This is a genomic window from Aeromonas media (assembly GCF_020423125.1).
GTDB lineage: Bacteria > Pseudomonadota > Gammaproteobacteria > Enterobacterales > Aeromonadaceae > Aeromonas > Aeromonas media.
Window position 1 is genome coordinate 2,992,559 of record NZ_CP075564.1, and the last position, 22,503, is coordinate 3,015,061.

The 22,503-nt window shown below is 64.5% G+C and carries 21 protein-coding genes; 15 read left to right on the forward strand and 6 right to left on the reverse strand.

What is annotated here, in order from left to right; all coding sequences use genetic code 11:
* Window positions 1-16: 16 nt before the first annotated feature.
* Together tamB and tamA are read right to left on the reverse strand one after the other, a co-directional pair.
* A complete protein-coding gene (gene tamB / locus KI797_RS13705) occupies window positions 17-3,868 on the reverse strand; it encodes an autotransporter assembly complex protein TamB (RefSeq protein ID WP_226169720.1) in 3,852 nt (1,283 codons plus the stop codon).
* Between the two features lie 76 nt (window positions 3,869-3,944).
* The gene (tamA, locus tag KI797_RS13710; RefSeq protein ID WP_404801062.1) at window positions 3,945-5,720 is read right to left on the reverse strand and encodes an autotransporter assembly complex protein TamA; all 1,776 of its coding nucleotides are present in this window, start codon (window positions 5,718-5,720) and stop codon (window positions 3,945-3,947) included.
* A 528-nt stretch (window positions 5,721-6,248) separates the two neighbouring features.
* Between tamA and KI797_RS13715 the strand changes: the two genes are divergently transcribed.
* The 10 genes from KI797_RS13715 (at window position 6,249) to mltB (ending at window position 15,910) form a co-directional block, all read left to right on the forward strand.
* Window positions 6,249-6,623, forward strand: a complete 375-nt coding sequence (locus tag KI797_RS13715) for a hypothetical protein (RefSeq protein ID WP_042650242.1) — start codon at window positions 6,249-6,251, stop codon at window positions 6,621-6,623.
* Window positions 6,624-6,702: 79 nt separating this feature from the next.
* Complete coding sequence (locus KI797_RS13720; RefSeq protein ID WP_042650241.1) at window positions 6,703-6,981, forward strand: peptidylprolyl isomerase; 279 nt, start codon at window positions 6,703-6,705, stop codon at window positions 6,979-6,981.
* 178 nt (window positions 6,982-7,159) lie between these two features.
* Window positions 7,160-7,861, forward strand: a complete 702-nt coding sequence (locus tag KI797_RS13725) for a DUF1499 domain-containing protein (protein ID WP_226169721.1) — start codon at window positions 7,160-7,162, stop codon at window positions 7,859-7,861.
* A gap of 1 nt (window position 7,862) precedes the next feature.
* A complete protein-coding gene (locus KI797_RS13730) occupies window positions 7,863-8,444 on the forward strand; it encodes a carboxymuconolactone decarboxylase family protein (protein ID WP_226169722.1) in 582 nt (193 codons plus the stop codon).
* A complete protein-coding gene (locus KI797_RS13735) occupies window positions 8,441-10,594 on the forward strand; it encodes an FAD-dependent oxidoreductase (protein WP_226169723.1) in 2,154 nt (717 codons plus the stop codon). The genes KI797_RS13730 and KI797_RS13735 overlap by 4 nt, the downstream gene beginning before the upstream one ends.
* A gap of 18 nt (window positions 10,595-10,612) precedes the next feature.
* Window positions 10,613-11,779, forward strand: coding sequence for an ABC transporter substrate-binding protein (locus tag KI797_RS13740; protein ID WP_226169724.1), 1,167 nt, complete (start codon window positions 10,613-10,615; stop codon window positions 11,777-11,779).
* A 3-nt stretch (window positions 11,780-11,782) separates the two neighbouring features.
* Window positions 11,783-13,438 carry an ABC transporter permease gene (locus tag KI797_RS13745; protein WP_226169725.1) on the forward strand — a complete coding sequence of 552 codons (1,656 nt, stop codon included), beginning with the start codon at window positions 11,783-11,785 and terminating at the stop codon, window positions 13,436-13,438.
* A gap of 2 nt (window positions 13,439-13,440) precedes the next feature.
* Window positions 13,441-14,100, forward strand: a complete 660-nt coding sequence (locus KI797_RS13750; RefSeq protein ID WP_041206150.1) for an ATP-binding cassette domain-containing protein — start codon at window positions 13,441-13,443, stop codon at window positions 14,098-14,100.
* Complete coding sequence (locus KI797_RS13755; protein ID WP_005325627.1) at window positions 14,093-14,695, forward strand: CDP-alcohol phosphatidyltransferase family protein; 603 nt, start codon at window positions 14,093-14,095, stop codon at window positions 14,693-14,695. The genes KI797_RS13750 and KI797_RS13755 overlap by 8 nt, the downstream gene beginning before the upstream one ends.
* 129 nt (window positions 14,696-14,824) lie before the next feature.
* Window positions 14,825-15,910, forward strand: coding sequence for a lytic murein transglycosylase B (gene mltB / locus KI797_RS13760; RefSeq protein WP_226169727.1), 1,086 nt, complete (start codon window positions 14,825-14,827; stop codon window positions 15,908-15,910).
* Window positions 15,911-15,953: 43 nt separating this feature from the next.
* Here mltB and KI797_RS13765 read toward each other — a convergent pair whose 3' ends face one another.
* Window positions 15,954-16,436 carry a MarR family winged helix-turn-helix transcriptional regulator gene (locus tag KI797_RS13765; protein WP_005325629.1) on the reverse strand — a complete coding sequence of 161 codons (483 nt, stop codon included), beginning with the start codon at window positions 16,434-16,436 and terminating at the stop codon, window positions 15,954-15,956.
* Window positions 16,437-16,530: 94 nt separating this feature from the next.
* Here KI797_RS13765 and KI797_RS13770 point away from each other — a divergent pair, with 94 nt between their 5' ends.
* Window positions 16,531-17,412 carry a DMT family transporter gene (locus KI797_RS13770; protein WP_226169729.1) on the forward strand — a complete coding sequence of 294 codons (882 nt, stop codon included), beginning with the start codon at window positions 16,531-16,533 and terminating at the stop codon, window positions 17,410-17,412.
* An 84-nt stretch (window positions 17,413-17,496) separates the two neighbouring features.
* On the opposite strand, the gene pgm is transcribed toward KI797_RS13770, so the two are convergent.
* Window positions 17,497-19,146 (reverse strand): phosphoglucomutase (alpha-D-glucose-1,6-bisphosphate-dependent), encoded by a 1,650-nt coding sequence (pgm, locus tag KI797_RS13775; RefSeq protein ID WP_226169730.1) that lies wholly within the window; start codon window positions 19,144-19,146, stop codon window positions 17,497-17,499.
* A 52-nt stretch (window positions 19,147-19,198) separates the two neighbouring features.
* Window positions 19,199-19,705, reverse strand: a complete 507-nt coding sequence (seqA, locus tag KI797_RS13780; RefSeq protein WP_005325656.1) for a replication initiation negative regulator SeqA — start codon at window positions 19,703-19,705, stop codon at window positions 19,199-19,201.
* 289 nt (window positions 19,706-19,994) lie between these two features.
* Here seqA and KI797_RS13785 point away from each other — a divergent pair, with 289 nt between their 5' ends.
* The 4 genes from KI797_RS13785 to fldA are packed head-to-tail and all read left to right on the forward strand — an operon-like array spanning window position 19,995 to window position 21,916.
* Window positions 19,995-20,759 carry an alpha/beta fold hydrolase gene (locus tag KI797_RS13785; protein WP_041206152.1) on the forward strand — a complete coding sequence of 255 codons (765 nt, stop codon included), beginning with the start codon at window positions 19,995-19,997 and terminating at the stop codon, window positions 20,757-20,759.
* A gap of 55 nt (window positions 20,760-20,814) precedes the next feature.
* Complete coding sequence (locus KI797_RS13790; protein ID WP_005325663.1) at window positions 20,815-21,036, forward strand: DUF2788 domain-containing protein; 222 nt, start codon at window positions 20,815-20,817, stop codon at window positions 21,034-21,036.
* A gap of 20 nt (window positions 21,037-21,056) precedes the next feature.
* Window positions 21,057-21,353: a LexA regulated protein gene (gene ybfE / locus KI797_RS13795; protein WP_005325670.1), complete on the forward strand. Its 297-nt coding sequence runs from the start codon at window positions 21,057-21,059 to the stop codon at window positions 21,351-21,353.
* A gap of 38 nt (window positions 21,354-21,391) precedes the next feature.
* Complete coding sequence (gene fldA / locus KI797_RS13800) at window positions 21,392-21,916, forward strand: flavodoxin FldA (protein WP_005325673.1); 525 nt, start codon at window positions 21,392-21,394, stop codon at window positions 21,914-21,916.
* A 46-nt stretch (window positions 21,917-21,962) separates the two neighbouring features.
* Here fldA and KI797_RS13805 read toward each other — a convergent pair whose 3' ends face one another.
* Window positions 21,963-22,463 (reverse strand): DUF4442 domain-containing protein, encoded by a 501-nt coding sequence (locus KI797_RS13805; protein WP_005325675.1) that lies wholly within the window; start codon window positions 22,461-22,463, stop codon window positions 21,963-21,965.
* Window positions 22,464-22,503 lie beyond the last annotated feature (40 nt).

Consider the following 22,503-nt stretch of genomic DNA (forward strand, 5'->3'; position numbering starts at 1 on the left):
TGTTGTGCTCATGCCTTCACAGGGTGAAGCGATAGAAGATGTCTACCGCCTGGGCCACCCCGCTCATGGCCTGCAGATAGAGCCTGGGCATCAGCTCGTAGCGCAGCTTGAACTCGGCGATGGGGCTGAACACTCCGACGCCGTACTGGAACTGCAAGCCGGGCAACAGGTAGGCAGACAGGGTCACCTGGGTATCGTCACCGCTCCCTGCGGTGTCGAGTGCCACATCGCTCATGCCAAGGGACTCCCCGATACTGGAGACCACGCCACTCGCCTGGCTCACCGCCCCTGCCACCAGCAGGCCGTTGAAGCCGCCATCCTCACCACTGGTCTGCAACCCCTTGCCGCGCAGCAGGTAGGAGAGCTGCTCGGACTGCGCCATCTGCGGCTCGGAATAAACGGTGATCTTCGGCTTGGCCGCCGGCCCAGTCACCCGAACCCCGACGGTCACATTATCCTCTATGGTATCGGGATCCCGGTAGGCCTCGATGTTGAGATAGGGCTGATCGATGGGGCCGGAGAAAAGGATCCGCCCCTCCTTGATGATGAGGTTCTGACCATAGGCCTTGAAGCGCCCATCCTTGAGTTCCAGCTGACCATTGCCCGCCAGCGGCTTGGAGGGATCCTGGCGAATGCCGAGCGCTCCCGTCACCTTGGTCTTGAGCCCCATGGCCTCCAGCCGGACATCGTCACCGAGGCGGATGGCGAGCTTGATCTCCATCGGCAGGGGCGCCGTCTTGGGCACCGGCGGCAGATCGTCATAGATGACGGTCACGTCATCTGAGACCGCGACCGCACTCTCCGGCAGTGTCTTGACCAGGATACGCGACCAGGGGATGTCCACCTGACCACTGACCCTGGTCTCTTCTCCCAGGGAGATGGCGATGTCCGGCGTCACCCTGACCCGGCCCATGCCCGGGTATTGGGCTTCCAGATCCTTGCCCTTGATGGTGAGGCTGCCGGTCACCGGCAGCCTGGCCCAGCTCAGCCAGCCCCCCAGCGTGAGCGGCCCCTTGCCCACCAGCATGGAGCCGTCGAGTTCGGCCCGGTTGCCGTCTATCTTGAGGCGGGTCACCAGCCTGGAGAGGGTCACCATGTCGGAATGGGTCTGCACCTCCCCCTCCAGCAGGTTCAGCTCACCGTACAGCAGGGGCGCGGCCAGGGTGCCATCGAAGCGGGCATCGGCCGAGATGATCCCCTGCAGGGAGCGCACCTCGGGGATGAGGGGAGCAAAGGTCGTCAGCTTGAGATCGTCAAACTTGAGCTGACCCGACAATTGGCCACGGCCAGCAGGTTCGCGGATCAGCAGGTCGGTGTCGATATTGCCTATCTGTCTGGAGGCGAAATCGACCCGGATGGCGGCCTGCTGGCGCTCGAAGTCCAACCCCAGCTCCAGACGTTGATACTCGGTCTTGAGCTCGTCGGCCACGAAAGTTCCCGGCGTGGTGCGCACTGTGGCGTGCAGGGTCGGCTGATTGCCGCGCCAGCTGGCGCGCCCGTCGGCCGAGAGCACCGCCAGCCAGCGGAAGTTGTCCGGCAACCAGGGACGCAGCCGCTTGAGGTCGAACTCGCTCAGGGCAAACTCCAGGCTCCCCTGGGCGGCGGAGATCTGGCTGCCCTTGACACAGAGGCTGGCCTTCTGGGAGCCCAGGCAGAGATCCCCCATGGTCAGCTGCTGCCTGGCCAAGTCCAGATCCAGGGACCAGGGGGCGGACAGGGTCCAGCGCTTGAGGGGGGTCTTCAGCTTGAGCTCGGAGAGGGCGCCACGCCAGCGATCCCCGCGCAGGCTGCCATTCAGGCTCAGATCCGCCGCCACCGGATCCCCCTTCATGGTCAAGGTGAGTCCGTGGCGGTCGAGATCGCCACTCAGGTTCAGGGCTATCTGGGAGAGCGTGGTCGTCCCCTGCACCAGGCTGGCCACCGTCAGGGCCAGCTCGCCGGCCGGTTTGTCCCCCACCAGAGCATTGCCCTTGATGGCCGTCTTCTTGAACACGGTTCCCGCATAGGCGAGGCGGCTCGAGGCCAGATCCACATTCACCCTCGGTGCCTGCTGGTTGCCGGTGACACGCACCTGTCCCTTGAGATCACCGCCGAGACCGGGGTAGATGCCGCCGAGCTTGGGGGCATCTACCTGGGCATCCAGCTTCCAGGCCTGGGCGGTGAGCGACCCCTTGGCCTGCAACTGGTTGGGGCCGCTTTGCAGCGCCAGGGCCGGGATGGTCCACTCCATCTTGTCGTTGCCGCTGAGAGATCCCTTGAGCGCCAGGGGATACTGGTTGAGCTTGCCGTCGACCTTGAGCTCCGGCAGCGCCAACTGCCAGTGGCCCGCCTCGTACAGCTCGAAGCGGCTGGCTATCTTGCCCGCCAGCGTCCCCTTGATCTCGGGCACCAGCTCGGCCGGGTTGATCCCCTTGAACTCGGTGGTGCCCTGCCACTGGACGCCCTTGCGCCATCCGAGCTTGCCATCGAGCTTGAGCTCCCCCTTCAGGGCATTGAGCAGCAGTTCGACCCGGCTCAGCTGGCCGAGATCCCCCTTGCCCGAGAGCGCCACCTTGAAGGGGGGCACGTCCGTCCCCTTGCCGGCGGTCTTGAGCGCAAACTGATAGCCCGAGAGCGTGCCCTTGGCGCTCAGGGTGCCCTTGTCCAGCCGGTAGCTGGGCTCATCCTTGACGGGCTTGTGAAGGGGCCATGCAAGGCTCTTCCAGTCCAGTGCCAGATCGAAGGGCAAGTCGGGATCCAGCGTCGCCAGCGTCCCCTTGAGATTGGCGGTGACCGGTCCCTTGGCCTTGAGCGCCAACCCCAGCTTGCCCACGGAGCCCTCCAGGATCAAGTTCGCCTGCTCCCCCTTGAGCTGGTTCTCCAGCAATCCCTTGCGGGCCTTGGCATCCAGGGTCAGGGCGAGGGGATAATCCGAGGTCAGGGTGACATGGCCCTTGAGCACCAGATCCGCCATGGCGTGGCGCAAGGAGAGCTCGCGCACGTCGATACGATCATCCTGAGCACGAGCCGACAGTTGCAGGGTGTCGAGTCCCTCGACCAGCTCCCCTTGCTGATAGCGAACCCGGGTCGCCGCGAGCCCTTCCAGCTGGATGGGGAATGGCAGGCGGATCTCGGGCAGCAGGATGGGCTCGGGCTTGCTCGCGGCCTTCTCCTTGCCGCTCTTGTCAGCCAGGCTCTCCTCGGACGGCTTGCCCGCCGTCAGAGAGGAGTCCTTCTCCTGCTTGTTCGGTTTGTCCTGCTTGTCAGCGGCAGCCTTGTTCTGCACCGGCTTGGCGGGTTTCTTCCCTTTGTCGGCAGGCGTTTTGCTGGCGGCAGCCTCCTTGGGGGCCTCTGCCAGCACTATGTCGAGATCATCGAGCACGGGCCCGCGCACGATGAGCCCCTTGCGATCCAGGGTGGCGCCTATCTCCAGATCCTTGAGGGTCACCCCAACACCAGGCACGGCCAGGTCCAAATCCGTCACCTTGAGGCTGTCCACCTGGATGCGCAGTGGCAACGGGCGCCAGACGAAGGGCTCGGTGGGTTCTTCCGGCACAGGCTCAGACTCGGCGACCTTCACCACCGGGCGGGTGACCGTCAGGGACTTGATCCAGAGCTTGCCCTGCAGCAGCTTGCCGAGATCCCAGTCCAGCACGGCCCGCTCCACCGTGACGTCCACCAGCTCGTCCTGCCAGCCGACCCCTTCCAGGGTCCAGCCATAGCCGAGTTGCCCCGCCACCAGCTCCCCCTTGAGGGAAGGCAGCGCCCCTTTGGCCTGCTGCCACAGCCACTTGTTGCCCTGATGGGTGAAGCCCAGCAGGCTGACACCGATGAGCAGCAGGAAGACGAGCCCCATGAGCCACAAGAAAATACGCTTTACCCAGATCACAGCGCAGACCCCCGCGAAAGAGGCAGCCGCAGCGGCCAGGAGAAATAAAAACGAGGATGAGTGGGTTCAAATCGGATCATAATTCGGGCCCCAGCGCGAAATGCAGCCGCAACGGCTTGTCCTCCTCGGAGATGGCCACCGCCAGATCGAGCCTGACCTGGCCGATGGGCGTCACCCAGCGCACCCCCACCCCGGTGCCTACCTTCCAGGCCTCGCTGTAGTCGACGGTGGCCGTGCCGCCATCCACGAACAGGGCGCCGAGCCACTTGTCGCTGAAGCGGTAGTTGTACTCTAGGCTGCCCACACTGGTGTAGCGCCCGCCGGTGAGCTTGCCATCCTCGTCCTTCGGCGAGACGGTCTCATAGCCGTAGCCACGTATGGTCTGATCGCCACCGGTGAAGAAACGCAGGGAGGGCGGCACCAGGGAGAAGTCATCCCCTATGATGGCTCCCTGCTCGACCCGCATCAGGAAGCGGTGATCCTCTCCCAGGGTGCGCAACCACTTGCTGCGTCCCCACACCCGCATGAAGTTGATGTCCGAGCCCCAGTAAGGGCTGGAGAATTCCGTCGTCAGTTGCTGACGATCCCCCCAGTCCGGCACCAGGCCACCGCGCACCCGCAGCCGCGACCAGGAGACCCCGGGGATCAGCAGCAGGCTGTTCCCCTCGTCGTTGCCCTGCACGTAGCGCTCGTTCTCCAGCCGGATGAAGACGTCCCTGTCCCAGCTCTCCGGCCGCCGCTTCCAGCGGTGCACGCCGAAGGTGGCCAGATCGGATCGGGTATCGTTGTTGTCGGTGTACTGATAGCCGGCCTGCAGGGAGTAATAGTCCCGCAGCGGGTTGCCGACCGGGATCTGGTAGTCGAAACTGAGCTCAGCCTCCGGGGCCGAGATCTTGGCGGTGCTGGAGAGGCTGTGGCCATAACGGTTGACCCAGGGCTTCTCCCAGGTGGCACTCAGGCGCGGCCCCACGTCCGTGGCATAGCCGATACCGGTTTCGATCTCGTGGTCGACCCGGTTCGAGAGGGTCACCTGCACCGGCACCAAGTTTCCCTCGGCCTGGCTGATCATGGGCTTGATGTCCACCTGCTTGAACAGCTTGGTGGAGGAGACGTCCTGGGACATCTCGGCCAGCCGGATCGCCAGATAGGGATCGCCACTCTTGATGTTGATGAGCGGCCGGATCAGGCGCAGGGCCTCCGGCGTCGCATCGTAGTGGATCTCGCCGAAGTGATAGCGAGGACCTGAGCGGAACAGGATATAGATCTCGGCCTTGCCCTGATCCGGGAAGACCTTCACCTGACTCTTGCTGATCTTGGCGTCAAAATAGCCCCGCGCCAGCCCCAGGCTGCCGAGATCCGCCTTGATGGACTCGTACTTGCCATGGTTGAGGGGATCCCCCTCCTTCAGGGGCAACTTGTCCAGCAGCTCGCTGTAGACCTCGTCGCTGCCCGCCTCCCCTTCCAGCAGAATGTCGAGGCGCGAGATGAGCACGGGCTCCCCCCGCGCTATCTCGATCACTACCCTGGCGGGGGATTTCTTGTCGCGAGTGAGGGTGATCTTCGGCTGGTAGTAGCCATAGACCTGCAGGGCTTTTTGCACGCTCTCGGTGATCTTGGCGCGGGCGGGACGATACTGGCGCTCCTGGTAGACCGGCAGGGCATTGAGATAGGCCTCGACGTTATCCTTCTGCTCCCCCTTGATGCCCTTGATCTGATAGGTCAGCTTGGCCGCCATGGCGGGGGTCACCAGCAGCCACAGAGAGAAAGCGAGCAGCAAGGTGCCGAGCCCGGGGCGACGGGTTCGCCCGGGTGAGGTGAACCCGGCAGGCAAAATAGGATGGCATCCTGTCAAACGTCAATTTCCCCGAATAACATAAGTAAAAAACTGTTCGATTTAGAATGATAATGGGGCTCACCCCAGGCGAGCGCGGCTCATCCTAGCATAACCGCAGTCCCGAAATCCCCCTCTCCCCCGGGGCTGGCGTCCTCTTCCGGGGCCGCCTTTCACCTAGGCCTGACATGAAAACAGTCCGCCAATGAGGGAAAGTGTGCACTCTCCCGGCAAGGGTCGTACAAAAAATCGGCACCCAGGTCCGATACCAGCAGCACCTTCCCGTCGCCGCCCGTGACTCAGCTGCGCTCGCCACGCGACAGTCCCTGTCGGACGGCCCTGGACCTTGAGACCCAGGATCCCCTGGCAGGCTTGACATCACCGTCTGGCGCCCCCATTGCCATATTCTGCTATTGAACAGGAAAATAATTTTAAATCAACAACTTGAATAGGTGGCACTAAAGCTTCGTTCAATCCAATCGATTTATCCCGCTGCCACTGCCACCTTCCCTGCCCCACACTGATGTCATCAATCGCAGGAGAGATCCCATGCACTTACGTAGCGAACAACTGGCTGATTACATAGCCGACCGACTCGAATTCGTCACCTTCCTGGCCTGTTGCAGTGCCCTGCTGGCCCTGTTGACCGGCATGAATGGCCAGCAGGCCCTGGCCTTCACCGCCCTCAACCTGCCCTTCGGGCTCGCCCTGCTGCTGGGCCTGGCCATGCTGGCACCGCTGCCAGCCCACTGGCGCCTGCCCGGGATAGTCCTGCTGCTGGTCGGTGGCGCCCTGCTCACCCTGCAGCTCGGCGGCGACTGGCTCAATCCCCTGGCCATCTGGAGCCTCTACGCCCTGCTGGGGCTGGAGATCCTCTGGCAGTCTCGCCCCAGGTCACGTCTGGCGACCCATCCCCGCGGCTGATGTGCCGCCGGCGGGGCTGACGCGCGCACCGAATTGGAGTACCCTTGCGCCCCCTTTACCCTCGCCGAGGAGCGTTCCGATGAAAAAAGCCTGTGCTCAGCACATCCTGGTCAAGACCGAAAAAGAGTGTCTCGAGATCAAGGAAAAACTCGCCAAGGGGGCCGACTTCGGCCAGATGGCCAAGCGCTTCTCCACCTGCGCCTCCGCCAAGCGCAGCGGCGATCTGGGGGAGTTCTCCAAGGGGGACATGGTCAAGGCCTTTGACGATGCCGTCTTCAAGGGGGAGCTCCTGACCGTGCTGGGGCCGGTGCGCACCAAGTTCGGCTTCCACCTCATCAAGGTGCTTTACCGTAACTGAGGGCCCTCCCCGCGCCCCCAGCCCTGACAAGGGCTCGGCCGGACCCTGGCTGCCGCCCTGCAGCGCCTGCGGCCTAGGGCGGCCAAACGCGCCAAGATAAAGATAATTTACTAACGTTATCAGACAATTAAGTTTATCCTTCTGGGCATTGCTCCATCATAACCAGTGGATCCTGCATATGCACAGCTATTTGTGGTGGCCCCTGCTGGCCTGGTTGCTGCCCCTGGGGGGCGCCCTCGGCAGCCGGGCGCATCTCTGGCCCTGGTGGCTCGGTTTCGCCCTCTGCCTCGCGAGCGCCCTGATAAGCCTCTGGCTCCTGCTGCGCCTGCCCTGGCGTTACCGCAGCTCCCTCTGTCTGTGGGCCGATGCCTGGGGCATAGCCCCCCTGCTGCTGCCCCTGCTGTTTGTCGTTCAAGCGCTGCGCTCACCGCTCACCAACGACGTCAGCACGGATCCCCATCATCCGCCCCGTCTGCTGTGGGCCGAGCAGCTGAGAACGGCAGAGGATCTCCCCGTCAATGCCCCCCCCTTGCAAGTTTTTCCCGGCAACCCCGGTCCTCTCTATACCCACGCCTCCCCGGCCGAGGTGCTCGCCGAAGCGGACGAGCTGATGACGGAGCTAGGCTGGCGGGTGCGCCCGAGCCCGGACGGCCTCGATGCCGTGGTCACCACCGGCTGGTTCGGCTTTGAGGATGACGTGGCGCTGCGGGTCTTCACCGGGCCGAAAGAGACCCGGGTCGACATGCGATCCGCCTCCCGTCAGGGGCGCAGCGATCTGGGGATCAACCGGGCACGGATCCAGAACTTCCTGATCCGGCTCAACGAGCGGCTGGGGGGTGCCTACAAACCCAAGATGCAGAAAATGGAACAAGAGGAATAACATGCGCGTTGAGGTCAAGCCTGATCGGGAATATGCCTGGTTTATCCGCCCCTTTTTCTGGCTGCAGCAGCGCAACTACGGTCAGGTGCTGATCCCGGGCAAGTGCTGGGGCCGCTCGCCGCGCCTGTTTGCCGCCGTCGCCACCCTCTACGGCGTCATCAACCGCAAGCGCTCCCCCATAGACCCCGTGCTGCGCTCCCTGGTGACGGTGCGGGTCTCCCAGCTCAACTGGTGCCGCTTCTGCGTCGACATCAACGCCATGACCCTCATCAAGCGTGCCGGCTCCAGCGACAAGGTGGAGGCGCTGGCCAACTGGCGCCAAAGCCCGCTGTTTGACGAGCGCGAGCGAACGGTGCTCGACTACACCGAGGCCATGACGGGGCTGGACGGGGTGAGCGACGAGCAGGTCGCGCGGCTCAAGCCCTGGTTCGATGATGATGCCCTGGTGGAGCTGACCGGCCTCATCGCCTTCCAGAACATGTCGGCCAAGTTCAATGCCGCCCTCGACATCGCCCCCCAGGGCTTCTGCCAGTTGCCGGTACAGCCCGAGCGCCCGGTGTCCTCCGACAGGGACGGCCAATGAGCCGGGGCCGCCTGCTGCTGTTGCTGGTGATGGGGAGTCTGGTCGGCGCCTTCTTCGCCTTCGATCTCGATGCCTACCTCAGCCTCTCCCGGTTGCAGGCCCACCAGGTGCAAGCCTCGGCCTGGGTGCAGGCGCACTTCGGCCAGGCGGCCCTGTTGTTCACGCTCCTCTACGTGGCAACCACAGCCCTCTCCCTGCCCGGCGCCGCCCTGCTGACCCTAGGGGGCAGCGCCCTGTTCGGCGTCGGCTGGGGGCTGCTGCTGGTCTCCTTTGCCAGCACCCTGGGAGCCACCCTGGCCTTTCTCAGCGCCCGCTTCCTGTTGCGCGACTGGGTGAGCCGACGCTTCGGGGACAAGCTGGCCACTTTTGAGGCCGGCATGGCGAAGGATGGGGCCTTCTATCTGCTGAGCCTGCGCCTCATCCCCCTCTTCCCATTCTTTCTGGTCAACCTGCTGATGGGGCTCACCCCCATCAGAGTCAGTACCTACTACTGGGTCAGCCAGCTCGGCATGCTGCCGGGCACCTTCGTCTATGTGCTGGCGGGCAGCGAGCTCGCCACCCTCACCAGCACGGGCAAGATCCTCTCCCCCGGTCTGATGGCGGCCCTGACCCTGCTCGGCCTGATGCCCTGGCTGATGCGCTGGCTGCAACGCAGGCTCGCTCTGCGCCGGTTGCACGCCCCCTATCGCAAACCGGCTCGCTTCGACTACAACCTGCTGGTGGTGGGCGCCGGTGCCGGGGGCCTGGTCACCAGCTACATAGCCGCCGCGGTCAAGGCCAGGGTGGCACTGATCGAGCAGCACAAAATGGGGGGGGATTGCCTCAACACCGGCTGCGTTCCCTCCAAGGCGCTGATCCGAAGCGCCCGCTTCGCCTATGAACAGCGCAAGGCCGGCGAGCTTGGCTTCAGCCCCAGTCAATCACAGGCCGATTTTGCCGCCGTGATGGCACGGGTGGCGACGGTGATCAAGGAGGTCGAGCCCCACGACTCGGTTGAACGCTATCAGGGGCTGGGGGTGGAGTGCATCCAGGGTCGGGCCCGCCTCGTCTCCCCCTGGGAGCTGGAGGTGGGCGGCAGACGCCTGAGCAGCCGCCACATCGTCATCGCCACCGGCGCCAGGCCTCTGGTGCCCAAGCTGCCGGGTCTCGAGCAGGTGCCCTACCTCACCTCGGACAGCCTCTGGCAGCTACGCGAACCGCCCCGCCACCTGCTGGTGCTCGGCGGCGGCCCCATCGGCTGCGAGCTGGCCCAGAGCCTGGCCCTGCTCGGCATTCCCGTCACCCTGGTGGAGCTCGCCGATCAGCTGCTGCCCCGGGAAGAGCGGGAGGTCGCCGAGGCGCTGGCCGAGCAGATGAGCCGCGACGGCGTGCGGCTACTCACCGGCTGGCGGGCGGAGCGCGCCGACTATGAGCCCACGGCTGAGGACACTCTGCCTATCCGGCTGCAACTGCGCCGGGGGGAGGAAACGCACCTGGTTGAGGGGGATCAGCTGCTGCTTGCCCTGGGCCGGGTCGCCAACGTGAGCGGCTTCGGGCTCGAAGAGCTGGGGGTGGAGCTGGCCCCCCGTGGCACCATAGCAGTCGATGGCTTCCTCGCCACCAACTACCCCAGCATACTGGCGGTGGGAGACGTAGCAGGCCCCTATCAGTTCACCCACTTCGCCGCCCATCAGGCCTGGTATGCCGCCGTCAACGCCCTCTTTGGCCAGTTCAGACGCTTCAAGGCGGACTATCGCGTGATCCCGGCGGCCACCTACACCAGCCCCGAGATTGCCCGGGTCGGCCTCAACCGCAAGGAGGCCGAGGCCCAAGGCATTCCCTTCGAGGCGACCCATTTCGAGCTGGCCGAGCTGGATCGCGCCATCGCCGACGGGGAGCGCCACGGTTTTGTCGAGGTGCTGACGGTGCCGGGCAAGGATAAAATCCTTGGCGCCACCATAGTGGGCACTCACGCCGGCGAGCGGATCGCCGAATTTGTGCTCGCCATGCGCCACCGCCTGGGGCTTGGCAAGATCCTGGGCACCATCCACGCCTATCCCACCCTGATGGAGGGGAACAAATACGTGGCGGGCGAGTGGAAGCGGGCCCACCAGCCCACCCGCCTGTTGACCCTGCTGGCCCGTTATCACAGTTGGCGCCGCGGCGCCTGAGCCCACGAGACCCTCACCATGTTCAAGACCCGAGTTCGCGCCCTGCTCCGTCCCCTGCTCGCCGCCGCCCTGCTGCTGGCGCCCCAGCTCCACGCCGCCGAGACGACCTGGCAACAGACCCTCGCCGAGGCGAAGGGCCTGCACGTCTACTTCAACGCCTGGGGCGGCAGCCCGGAGATCAACGCCTACCTGGTATGGGCGAGTCAGGAGATTGAACGCCAATACGGGGTCACCCTGGTGCAGGTGAAGGTAGATGACATCGCCCAGAGCGTCAGCCAGCTGCTGGCCAGCAAGCAGGCGGGCAAGACGTCGGACGGCCCCATCGACCTGCTCTGGGTCAACGGGGAGAACTTCAAGGCCCTCAAGGAGCAGGGGCTGCTGGGGGCCCCTTTCACCCAGGATCTGCCGAACATGGCGCTGGTGGACACCAAGCTACCGGTGCACGAGGACTTCACGGTGCCGGTCGCAGGACTAGAGGCCCCCTGGGGCATAGGGCAACTCAATCTGATGGTCGACACGGAGGAAGTCACCACAGTGCCCACCTCGGCGGCCGAGCTGCTCGCCTGGGCCAGGGCCAACCCTGGCCGCTTCACCTACCCCAAGCCCCCCCAGTTTCATGGCTCGAGCTTCCTCAAGCAGATCTTGCTGGAGCTGACGCCGGACCCGACGCCCCTCTATCAGGAGGCGAGCGACGCCGACTTTGCCCGTCTCACGGCCCCGCTCTGGGGCTGGCTCGATCAGCTGCACCCCGTGCTCTGGCGCAAGGGCCAGCTGTTCGCCACCAGCGCCGCCGAGACCAAACAGTTGCTCGATGACGGCGAGCTGGCCATGGCCATCAGCTTCAACCCGGGCGAGGCCCAGAGTTCGGTGCAAAACGGCACCCTGCCCCCTGCGGTGAAGGCCGTTGCCATGGCCAAGGGGGCCCTGACCAACAGCCACTTCCTCGCCATCCCCTTCAACACCAGCGCCCGAGCCGGCGCCAAAGTGGTGGCCAACTTCCTGTTGAGCCCTGCCGCCCAGGCCCGCAAGGCGGATCCCGCGTTCTGGGGGGACCCCAGCGTGCTGCGCCAGGATGCCCTGCCGGGGAACAGTCAGCCGGCCCTGCGCTTCAAGGCGGTGGCCGAACCCCATCCCAGCTGGCAGACCCGGTTGGAAGCGGCCTGGGCCGAACGCTACGGCCACTAGACCATGAGCATCCGGCCCTGGCGCCTCCTCTTTCTCCTGCTGTGCGCCCTGTCGCTGGCCGCGCCTGTCGCCGGCGGTCTGCTGCTCCTTCTGCTTGAAGGCCTGGCCAAAGGCCATGTCAGCCTGCTGCTCGCCCAGCCTGGGCTCTGGCACTCGCTGGGCCTGAGCCTCTGGGTGGCGGGGGCCTCCACCCTGGGGGCCCTGTTCTTCACCGCCCTGCTGCTCGCCCAAGGGGAGGGGCGACCCTGGATGCGCGGGCTGCGCCGCCTGCTCTCCCCCTTGCTGGCCCTGCCCCACGTCGCCTTCGCCATCGGCGTGGCCTTCCTGCTCGCCCCCTCCGGCTGGTTGTTGCGCCTGCTCTCCCCCGCCCTCACCGGCTTTGACTTGCCGCCCGACTGGCAGACCCTGAGAGATCCCTGGGGGCTCGGCCTCATCCTGGCGCTCATCTTGAAAGAGACCCCCTTTCTGCTGCTGATGGCGCTCTCGGCCCTCGACCCCGCCCGAGTCAGCCGCCAGCTGTGGCTTGGGCAAACCATGGGCTTCAGCGGGCCGCAGCTCTGGTGGCGCCTGCTGCTGCCCGCGCTCTGGCCCGCCCTGCGCCTGCCCCTCTATGCGGTGGCGGCCTATGGCCTGGGAGTGGTGGATCTCGCCCTGCTGCTGGGGCCAGATGCCCCTGCTCCCCTGGCGGTGCGGCTCTGGCTCTGGTATCAGGACCCGGACCTCCAGTGGCGCGGGGCCAGCGCCAGCGGCGCCCTGCTGCTGCTGGCGCTCAACCTCTTGCTGCTCGCCGCCCTGCGGCTGCTGGAGTGGAGCCACGGGGCGCTTGGCAAGGCCCACTGGCTGGACGGCAGGCGCAGCCTCCCCTCGCCCTGGCCCGAGCGCCTCACCCGGGCAGGGGTCTGGGTCCTGCTCGCCATCAACCTGCTGGTGCTGGCCTCCCTGCTGCTCTGGTCCCTGGCCCGGCGCTGGTCCTTCCCCGCGCTCTGGCCCAGCGAATGGAGCGGCCACCACTGGCTGGTGCTGCTGCCCACCCTGGGGCCCCTGCTGTGGCAGAGCCTGTGGCTGGCCCTGCTCTGCGCCGGCCTCTCGCTGCTGCTGGCGGTGCTCGCCCTGGAGGCGCAGCAGGGCCGCCGCCCCCACCACAGCCAGTGGCCGCTCTGGCTCATCTGCCTGCCGCTGCTGCTGCCCCAGGCCAGTCTGCTGTTCGGACTGCGCCTGCAGCTCGACTGGTTCGGCGGTGTCGACGGCATAGGTCCGGGCTGGGTGCTCTGGAGCCAGCTGCTGTTTGTCTTCCCTTATGTCTATCTCTGCCTGCACGGCCCCTATCGCCAGTTCGACGATCGCCTCACCCGGGCGGCACTCTCCCTCGGGGCCAGCCCCTGGCGCGCCTGGTGGCAGGTGAAGGGGCCGCTGCTGGCGCGGCCGCTGCTGTTCGCCTTCGGGGTCGGTGCGGCGGTGAGCCTGGCCCAATACCTGCCCACCCTGCTGTTTGGCGCAGGCCGCGTGGTCACCATCACCACCGAGGCGGTGGCCATCGGCAGCGGCCTCAACCGGCGACTGGCTGGCCTCTATGGCCTGCTGCAACTGCTGTTGCCACTCTTCATCTACGGCCTGGTGCTCTGGCTACCTCGCCGTATCAACCCCGCACTGAGGCATTGATCATGCTGCATACCACCGAGCTCACCCTCTACCTGGATGACCAGCCCCTGCTGGCGCTGCCCCCCCTGACGGTGGCACCCGGCGAGGTGCTGACCCTGATGGGCCCGAGCGGCTGCGGCAAGAGCTCCCTGCTGGCGGCTCTGGCGGGGGTGCTGCCCCCTGGGCCTATCCGGCTGGCGGGGGAGATAGGGCTCGGCGAGCGGCTGCTCACCCCCCTGGCGCCCCAGGCGCGGCGCATCGGCATGCTGTTTCAGGACGATCTGCTGTTTGCCCATCTGACGGTGGCAGAGAACCTGATGTTCGGCATGCCGGCGCATCTCAGGGGGATGGGGGTGAGACGGGCCTGCGCCCTCGAGGCGCTGGCAGAGGTGGGGCTGGAGGGGCAGGCGGACAAGCTGCCGGGCCAGCTCTCCGGCGGTCAGAAGGCGCGCGTCAGCCTGCTGCGGGCCCTGCTGGCAGAGCCAGAGGCCCTGCTGCTGGACGAGCCCTTCTCCCGGCTGGACAAGCCGCTACGCGCGGCCTTCAGAACCCTGGTGTTCGAGCGGCTCAAGACACTCGGCATACCCGCCCTGCTGGTCACCCACGACGAGGAGGATGCCCCGGGGGCTATCCTGACACTCACCACTCCCTGCTTGACCAAAGAGGACTCCGACCTTGTTTGACCGCCACCTGATCCCCCTCATTCGCCGCCCTCTCCAGCTGCTGGCCGCCCCCCTGTGCCGGGCCGGGATCAGTGCCAACCAGATAAGCCTCACCGGCTTTGCCGTCGGCATGCTGGCGCTGCCGCTGCTGGCACTGGGCTGGCACGGCTGGGCCCTCGCCGCCATCCTGTTCAACCGGCTGCTGGACGGCCTGGATGGGGCCGTGGCGCGCCAGACCGGGATCACCGACTGCGGCGGCTTCCTCGACATCAGCCTCGACTTCATCTTCTATGCTGCCGTGGTGCTGGGCTTTGCCCTCGGTGCCCCCACCAACGCCCTGCCCGCCGCCACCCTGCTGTTCGCCTTCATGGGCACGGGCTCGAGCTTTCTCGCCTTTGCCATCATGGCGGGCAAGCGCGGCATCGAGAATCCGGTCTACCACCACAAGTCCCTCTATTACCTGGGCGGCCTCACCGAGGGGAGCGAGACCATCGCCCTGTTCGTGCTGATGTGCCTGTGGCCCGCCGCCTTCGCCCCGCTCGCCTATGGCTTTGCCCTGCTCTGCGCCATCACCACCCTGACCCGGCTCTGGAGCGGCTACCACACCCTGCGTTGAGAGGAGAGGGGCCTGTCGGCGAATTCAGCGGCTGATGAATATGGCCCCCCAGGCCCTGCACTGAGCACTTGCGCATGGACGCCAATGTTTTACCATGACGACACTCTTTTTCAGGCTCACGAGAACCATATGCGTCGCCTTCTCCTCACCCTTTCCCTGTTCCCTCTGCTGTATGGCTGCAGCAGCACACCGGCCCCCAAGCCCGTGGTCAAGCCGCAGCCCCAGAGCGCCTTCATCAATCAGACGCCGCCGAGCAAACCTTTCTACCAGCAGGGGGTCAGCAAGGGAGACTTCGCCAACCGCAGCAACGTGGATCAGTTCGTGCAACGCATGGTCGACAAGCACGGCTTCAACGGCGCCGAGCTGCATAGGGTGCTGGCCCAGGCCGAACGCTACGACTGGATCATCCGGCTGATGGACGCCCAGGCGCCCACCACCACGCCGCCCACAGGGCCGACCGGTGCCTGGAATCGCTACCGCGCCAAGTTCATCACCCCGGACAATGTGCAAAACGGCGTCAGCTTCTGGCGTGAGTACGAGAGCGAGCTCAATCGGGCGCAGCAGATCTACGGAGTGCCCCCCGAGATCATCGTCGGCATCATAGGGGTGGAGACCCGCTGGGGCCGGGTGATGGGCAAGACCCGCATCCTGGATGCCCTGGCGACCCTGGCGTTCGACTATCCGCGCCGGGCGACCTTCTTCACCGGCGAGCTGGAGGCCTTCCTGGTGATGACCCGAGATGAGGGCATGGATCCCACCGAACCCAAGGGCTCCTACGCCGGCGCCATGGGCTATGGCCAGTTCATGCCGTCGAGCTTCCGCAGCTATGCGGTGGACTTCAACGGCAATGGCCACACCAATCTGTGGGATCCGGTGGATGCCATCGGCAGCGTGGCCAACTACTTCAAGGCCCATGGCTGGGAGAAGGGGCAACCGGTGGCGGTACGCGGTCAGGGCCAGCTGCCCGGCTATGAGCACGGCTTCCAGACCCGCTACCCGGTCACCACCCTGCGCGGGGCAGGGCTGGCCCCCACAGCGTCGCTCGGCAACCACAAGGAGGCGAGCCTGCTGCGCCTGGACGTGGGCACCGGTTATCAGTACTGGTACGGCCTGCCGAACTTCTACGCCATCACCCGCTACAACCACAGCACCCACTACGCCATGGCGGTGTGGCAGCTGGGTCTGGCGGTCAGGGATGCCAGAGGCGGCTACTGAGCCAGCCCCACCCTACGAAAACGGGCCCATCGGGCCCGTTTTGCTATTCGTTTTCCAGCAGCCAGCGCTTGAGCAGAGCAGCCAGTTGCCCCTGCTCCTCGTTCGTCAGCGGGGCCAGCAGGCGCCGCTCGTTCGCCACGTGGCGCTCCACCGCCTGGTCGACCAGCTCCCGCCCCGGCTCCGTCAGGCAGACCAAGAGGCTTCGCCTGTCATCGGGGGAGGCTTCACGTCTTATCAGGCCACGCTGCTCCAGCTTGTCGAGCCTGGCCGTCATGGCCCCCGAGCTCAACATGGCGGACTGGTAGAGGGCGGTCGGGGTCAGCGGCTCACCGGCCCGGCGCAGGGTTGCCAGTATGTCGAAGTCCGAGCCCAGCAGGCCGCACCCCTTGAGCTCTTCACTCACCTCGCGCCCGGCGATGGCCGCCATGCGCGCCACCCGCCCCAGTACCCCCATGGGAGAGCAGTCGAGATCCGGTCGCTGCCGTGCCCACTGGGCCAGCAGCAGGTCTACATGATCACTATCCATTCTGGCTCCATTATCTTTTCGAAAAGATACTTGATAATAAACTAACTCGCGGCTAATTTATCTTTACTTAAAGATACTTTATTGCGAGACAACCATGCCACTGCTGATTGCCCTGCTCGCCCCCCTGCTCTGGGGCAGTACCTATGCCGTCGTCAGTCTCTACCTGACCGACTACTCCCCCTACTGGGTGGCCGTGTGGCGGGCGCTGCCGGCCGGTATACTGCTGTTGCTGCTCCATCCCCGCCGGCCACCGCTCACCTGGAACCGGCAGTTTCTGCTGGCGTTTTGCAACATCACCGCCTTCTTTGCCCTGCTGTTCGTGGCGGCCTATCGCCTGCCGGGGGCGGTGGCGGGCACTCTGGGCGCCACCCTGCCGCTGATCCTGATGGGGCTCGCCTGGTGGCAGGATGGCAAGCGACCCAGCCTGAAGTGGCTGCTGCTGGGCCTGATGGGGCTCGCGGGTGTGCTCCTGCTGCTCAATCCCTCCGCCAACCTGGATCCCGTCGGTGTGGCGTGCGCCCTGCTGGCCACCCTGCTCATCGGCCAGTCCAGCCGCTGGATGCAACGCTGGCCGGTGAGCGATCTGCTGGCGCTGACCGCCTGGCAACTGCTGCTCGGGGGCCTGATGCTGATCCCGCTCGCCTGGTGGCTGGCGGGCCCCATGCCGCTGCCGCAGCCGGCGAGTGCCCCCGGGCTCATCTGGCTGGTTCTGCTCAACACGGCGCTGGCCTACTGGACCTGGCTGTGGGGACTCAAGCGCCACGGTCCCGAGGTGATGGGCATGCTGGCCCTCACCAACCCCATGGTGGCTGTCTCCTTCGGCGTGCTGCTGGTGGGAGAGACCCTGGACGGCCGCCAGTGGCTCGGCATCGCGGTGATCCTGCTATCCCTGTTCCTGATGAAGCTGCCGACCCGGCCCCTCTTCAAGGGTGGGCAGGCTGCCAAGGCTTGCCCAGACCAGCCGGGAAATGGCTGATCGGGCACCAGATCCCCGCCAGGCACACAGCAAAAAGGAGCCGATATGGCTCCTTTTCATGCGCTTCAGTGACTGGCTTCAGGCTCAGACGCCGGCCTTGGCCAGGGCCGCAGAGACGATCTGCTGAGCCTCCTGCTGAATCAGGTCCAGGTGCGCCTCGCCCTTGAAGCTCTCCATGTAGATCTTGTAGATGGACTCGGTGCCCGAGGGGCGCGCCGCGAACCAGCCGTTCTCGGTCACCACTTTCAGGCCACCGATGGCGGCGTCGTTGCCGGGAGCCTTGGTCAGCTTGGCAAGGATGGGCTCGCCGGCCAGGGTCGAGGCTTCCACCAGCGCCGGATCCAGCTTGGAGAGCACCGCCTTCTGGGCGCTGTTGGCGGGAGCGTCGATGCGGCGGTAGCTGGAGCGACCGAACTTCGCTTCCAGAGCATCGTAGTGGGCCTGGGGATCCTTGCCGGTGACGGCCAGGATCTCGGCGGCCAGCAGGGCCAGGATGAAGCCATCCTTGTCGGTGGTCCAGACGGTACCGTCCTTGCGCAGGAAGGAGGCGCCCGCGCTCTCCTCGCCGCCGAAGCCGAACTCGCCGCTGAAAAGACCATCCACGAACCACTTGAAGCCGACCGGCACCTCTTTCAGGGTGCGGCCGATCTCGCCGGCAACCCGGTCGATCATGGACGAGGAGACCAGCGTCTTGCCGACGGCGGCGTTCGCAGACCAACCGGTTCTGTGGGTGAACAGGTACTGGATGGCCACCGCCAGATAGTGGTTCGGGTTCATCAGCCCCGCCTTGGTGACGATGCCGTGACGGTCGTAGTCAGGATCGTTGCCAAGGGCGATGTCGAACTTGTCTTTCAGGGCAATCAGGCCCGCCATGGCGAAGGGGCTGGAGCAGTCCATCCGGATCTTGCCGTCTTTATCCAGGGTCATGAAGGAGAAGGTCGGATCGACGCGATAGTTGACCACCTCGATGTCGAGATCGTAGCGCTTGGCGATCACATCCCAGTAGGCCACGCCGGAACCGCCGAGCGGATCCACCCCGATCTTGATGCCGGCACGCTTGATGGCCGCCAGGTCCAGCACGTTCTCGAGATCATCCACATAGGGAGTGACATAGTCGTGCTCGACCACGAACTCACTCGCCAGGGCCTCGGCGAACGGCATCCGCTTCACGCCGGCCAGACCGGCTTCCAGAATGGCGTTGGCGCGGTCTTCCACCCACTTGGTGATCTCCCCTTCGGCAGGACCGCCGTGGGGGGGGTTGTACTTGAAGCCACCGTCTTCCGGCGGGTTGTGGGACGGGGTGATCACCACACCGTCCGCCAGGGCCGCAGGTTTGCCGGCGTTGTGGCGCAGGATGGCGTGGGAGATGACCGGGGTCGGCGTGAAGCCGAGGCCTGCCTGAATGCGGGTCTCGACGCCATTAGCCGCCAGCACTTCCACCGCGCTGGAGAACGCCGACTCAGAGAGGGCGTGGGTGTCCATGCCCACAAACAACGGGCCCGAGATGCCGGCCTGCTGGCGATACTCCACCAGCGCCTGGGTCACCGCCAGGATATGGGATTCGGTGAAGGCATTGTGCAGGGCGCTGCCCCGGTGGCCAGAGGTGCCGAAGGCCACCCGCTGCTCGGGGCGGCTCATGTCCGGTTTGTTGAGGTAGTAGGCGCTGACCAGACGGGGAATGTTGGTCAGATCGCTTATGCGGGCCGGCTTGCCGGCGTGGGAATGCTGTGCCATGGCGTTTTCCTTGGTGAGACCTTGCCTGGCAAGGCCTTGAGTCTGTGATGCGTTAAACTGCGCCGCACACCCGAGCCGTCAGAGCCTCGTCATAACCCATGCTGGCCATGAGCTGGGCCACCATGTTCTGCTTGCGGCTGGTGTTGGTGTTGGTGATGACCCAGAACGGGGTATCCGGCACCTGCTTGGGCTTGGTGGTGCTGCCGCTGGCACGCAGTGCCTCGGGATCCCGGGAGAAATAGACGCGCTTGCGCCCCTTTATCTCGGTCGCCTGAGTGAAGCTATCCGGGTTGTCCCGGTACAGGGTGCTGAGCACCAGCATGAAGCGGTTGATGGACTTCTCTTCTTTTTGCAGCTCGTCGGAATCGAGCAGGGCTTCCAGTCCCATGGCATCGGCCAGGGATTGAGGCTGGACCACAGGCGCGGCCGGCACTGTCGTCCCCGCCTTGACGGGTTGTTCCAGCAGACGGCGCAGGATATCGGAGGCACTCTCGCCGATGTGCCGGGTCTGGCTCGCGATAAAGAAGTAGAGATCGTCATCAAGCTCGATGGTTTTCATAGGGATGCGCTGGACTCGTCGAAATTCGGATGCGGCGATTATACATAGGCAAACCCGGCAGCCCAAGGGAGGGGCTGGCAGATGTGCATGAATCTCCTTGAGAATACGGCATAATACGGGGCCAGGTGTGTGATCCCCCGCACTGATAGCCGATCCCGGGTCGTTTTTTTGGAAAAAAAACCACAAAAAAATCCCCCCTGAGGAATGAAATCCTTTTCTTTCAGTGTGTTAAAAATATGGCGAAACAGCCCACGACCGATAAGGTGTCATTTTGCAACAAAACTCATTATTGAATTTCAAGGATCAAGGACAAGGCCCGGTCGTCGTGCTGATCCACGGCCTGTTCGGCAGCCTGGACAACCTGGGCCTGCTGGCCCGTCCCCTCAGCGAGCAGTACAGGGTCATCAGTGTCGATCTGCGCAACCACGGTGCCTCCTTTCACAGCGGCGAGATGAGCTATCCACAGCAGGGGGCGGATGTGATCGCCCTGCTGGATCAGCTCGGGCTTGGGCAGGTGGCCCTCGTCGGTCACTCCATGGGGGGCAAGGTCGCCATGCAGGTCGCCAAGCAGGCCCCTGCTCGGGTCGATCGGCTGGTGGTGGCCGACATCGCCCCGGTGGCCTATCCCCATGCCCGCCACCAGAATGTGTTCGCCGGACTCAACGCCACGCTCGAGCGCCTTCCTCAAAGCCGCAGCGAGGCGGAAGCCATCCTGGCTGAACATATCGAAATCCCCGGCGTGCGCCAGTTCCTGCTCAAGTCCTTCACCAAAACCCAGGCGGGCTGGGGCTGGCGGTTCAATGTGCCGGCCCTTGAGCACAACTACGCCAGCATCATGGGCTGGCCCGACGACCAGACCCGCTTCGAGGGGCAGACCCTGTTCATCAAGGGGGGGGATTCCGACTATATGCAGCCCCAATACACCGAGACTGTGATGGCACAATTCCCGGCCGCCAAGGCCCGCATCATCGCCGGAACCGGTCACTGGCTGCATGCAGAAAAGCCGGCGTTGTTCAACAAACTGGTTGTGGATTTCCTGTCGACAGGCGGTTAACAGTTTCAAATCCTTTGTGATATAGTGCGCCCTTCATAAGGAGTGCGCGCAATCCATGCTGAGTGAACACATCGATCTGATCGAGAGTCTGGGCCTGAAGCTGTTCTTCGTGGCCATCTTCCTGCTGATTGGTCTGGCCATTCACGACGTTCTCAAACGCGGCAACGTGCCCCGTTTCGGTCGTCTCATCGTCTGGCTGGTTCTGTTTCTGGGTTGCGCGGGTTTTGTCGCCAAGGGGCTGATCGAAATGGGCTGGGAAGGCTCAGGGATCGGCTAACTACTTTTCATCTGTGATGTATGGCCAAACAGCAAACTGATCGAACAACACTGGATCTGTTCGCAACTGAGAAGCGCCCCGGCAGGCCAAAGACCAATCCACTCCCCCGTGAGACCCAACTCAAGATCAACAAGCGCAACCAGCTCAAGCGCGATCGGGAGAACGGCCTGAAACGGGTCGAGTTAAAGGTGGAGGCCGAATTGCTGGAGCGCCTGAACCAACTTGCGCTACAACAGAACGTCAGCCGAGCCGAGCTGATCCAATCTATCCTGAAGCAACAGATTGAGTCTGCGCATGCAGCAGGCATCGCAATCTGAACCGTTAAGCATTAACCAGATACGGGTAACTAAACACTATGGCTAGTGTAGGTCTGTTTTTCGGCAGCGATACCGGTAATACCGAAGCTGTCGCCAAGATGATCCAGAAAGAACTGGGCAAACAACTGATTGAAGTCCGTGACATTGCCAAGAGCAGCAAGGCCGACATCGACAGCTTCGATCTGCTGATGTTCGGTATCCCGACTTGGTACTACGGCGAAGCCCAGGCCGATTGGGATGACTTCTTCCCCGAGCTGGAAGAGATCGACTTCAACAACAAGCTTGTTGCCATCTTCGGCTGCGGCGATCAGGAAGACTATTCCGAATATTTCCTCGACGCCATGGGCACCCTGCGTGACATCGTCGAAGCCAAAGGTGCCATCATCATCGGCCACTGGCCAACCGCGAGCTACGAGTTCGAGGCCTCCAAGGCACTGGTAGATGACAAGCACTTCGTCGGTCTGGGCATCGATGAAGATCGCCAGCCGGAGCTGACTGCCGAGCGCGTCAAGGGCTGGTGCAAGCAGTTGCACGAAGAGATGTGTCTGAGCGAGCTGGAGTAATCTCCCTCCTCTGACAACAAGGGCCCCTCTGGGGCCCTTGTTGTTTTTACTCCTTCATGGTCGATGCAGCCTGACCCGGCGTCCTGTGCTCCGGCTTGGGTTTCACATACAGGGTGCGCCTGACCTGGGCCACCAGCTCGCCCCGCTTGTCCTGCACCTGCACCTCGAACTCGGGGAAATGCTTGTTGCCCCCCTCGGTCGCCGCCACGATCGATGCCAGCTTGGCGTCGGTCAGGTTGAACTCCGCCACCAGCATCCCCTTGCCAGGCTTGATGAAATTGATGCTGCCCGCCTTGTCCCAGACGTAATAACGGTTCTTGAAATGGCCCATCAGCATCAGCGGATAGATGGGATCCGTCATGGCGAACATGCTGCCGCCGAACTGGGTCCGGTTGGCATTCTTGTTCCACCAGCGGGACTTGAGGGTGACCCGACAGAAGCGAAAATCAGGGCTCAATGTTTCTATCTTGATGCCAGCACCCCAGAACGGAGGCCAGGCGTTGAGGGCATGGCGCACCCAGGCCGCGTTGTCAAAAAGCCAATCCATGGATCTCATCCGACCAGACTATAGAGAAGTGACATAGTAT

Excerpts from the sequence above, each read along its gene's own strand:
- KI797_RS13715 (WP_042650242.1), top strand. The coding sequence starts at position 6,249 with ATGCACTTACGTAGCGAACAACTGGCTGATTACATAGCCGACCGACTC.
- KI797_RS13720 (WP_042650241.1), top strand. The coding sequence starts at position 6,703 with ATGAAAAAAGCCTGTGCTCAGCACATCCTGGTCAAGACCGAAAAAGAG.
- KI797_RS13725 (WP_226169721.1), top strand. The coding sequence starts at position 7,160 with ATGCACAGCTATTTGTGGTGGCCCCTGCTGGCCTGGTTGCTGCCCCTG.
- KI797_RS13730 (WP_226169722.1), top strand. The coding sequence starts at position 7,863 with ATGCGCGTTGAGGTCAAGCCTGATCGGGAATATGCCTGGTTTATCCGC.
- KI797_RS13735 (WP_226169723.1), top strand. The coding sequence starts at position 8,441 with ATGAGCCGGGGCCGCCTGCTGCTGTTGCTGGTGATGGGGAGTCTGGTC.
- KI797_RS13740 (WP_226169724.1), top strand. The coding sequence starts at position 10,613 with ATGTTCAAGACCCGAGTTCGCGCCCTGCTCCGTCCCCTGCTCGCCGCC.
- KI797_RS13745 (WP_226169725.1), top strand. The coding sequence starts at position 11,783 with ATGAGCATCCGGCCCTGGCGCCTCCTCTTTCTCCTGCTGTGCGCCCTG.
- KI797_RS13750 (WP_041206150.1), top strand. The coding sequence starts at position 13,441 with ATGCTGCATACCACCGAGCTCACCCTCTACCTGGATGACCAGCCCCTG.
- mltB (WP_226169727.1), top strand. The coding sequence starts at position 14,825 with ATGCGTCGCCTTCTCCTCACCCTTTCCCTGTTCCCTCTGCTGTATGGC.
- KI797_RS13765 (WP_005325629.1), bottom strand. The coding sequence starts at position 16,436 with ATGGATAGTGATCATGTAGACCTGCTGCTGGCCCAGTGGGCACGGCAG.
- KI797_RS13770 (WP_226169729.1), top strand. The coding sequence starts at position 16,531 with ATGCCACTGCTGATTGCCCTGCTCGCCCCCCTGCTCTGGGGCAGTACC.
- pgm (WP_226169730.1), bottom strand. The coding sequence starts at position 19,146 with ATGGCACAGCATTCCCACGCCGGCAAGCCGGCCCGCATAAGCGATCTG.
- seqA (WP_005325656.1), bottom strand. The coding sequence starts at position 19,705 with ATGAAAACCATCGAGCTTGATGACGATCTCTACTTCTTTATCGCGAGC.
- KI797_RS13790 (WP_005325663.1), top strand. The coding sequence starts at position 20,815 with ATGCTGAGTGAACACATCGATCTGATCGAGAGTCTGGGCCTGAAGCTG.
- ybfE (WP_005325670.1), top strand. The coding sequence starts at position 21,057 with ATGGCCAAACAGCAAACTGATCGAACAACACTGGATCTGTTCGCAACT.
- fldA (WP_005325673.1), top strand. The coding sequence starts at position 21,392 with ATGGCTAGTGTAGGTCTGTTTTTCGGCAGCGATACCGGTAATACCGAA.
- KI797_RS13805 (WP_005325675.1), bottom strand. The coding sequence starts at position 22,463 with ATGGATTGGCTTTTTGACAACGCGGCCTGGGTGCGCCATGCCCTCAAC.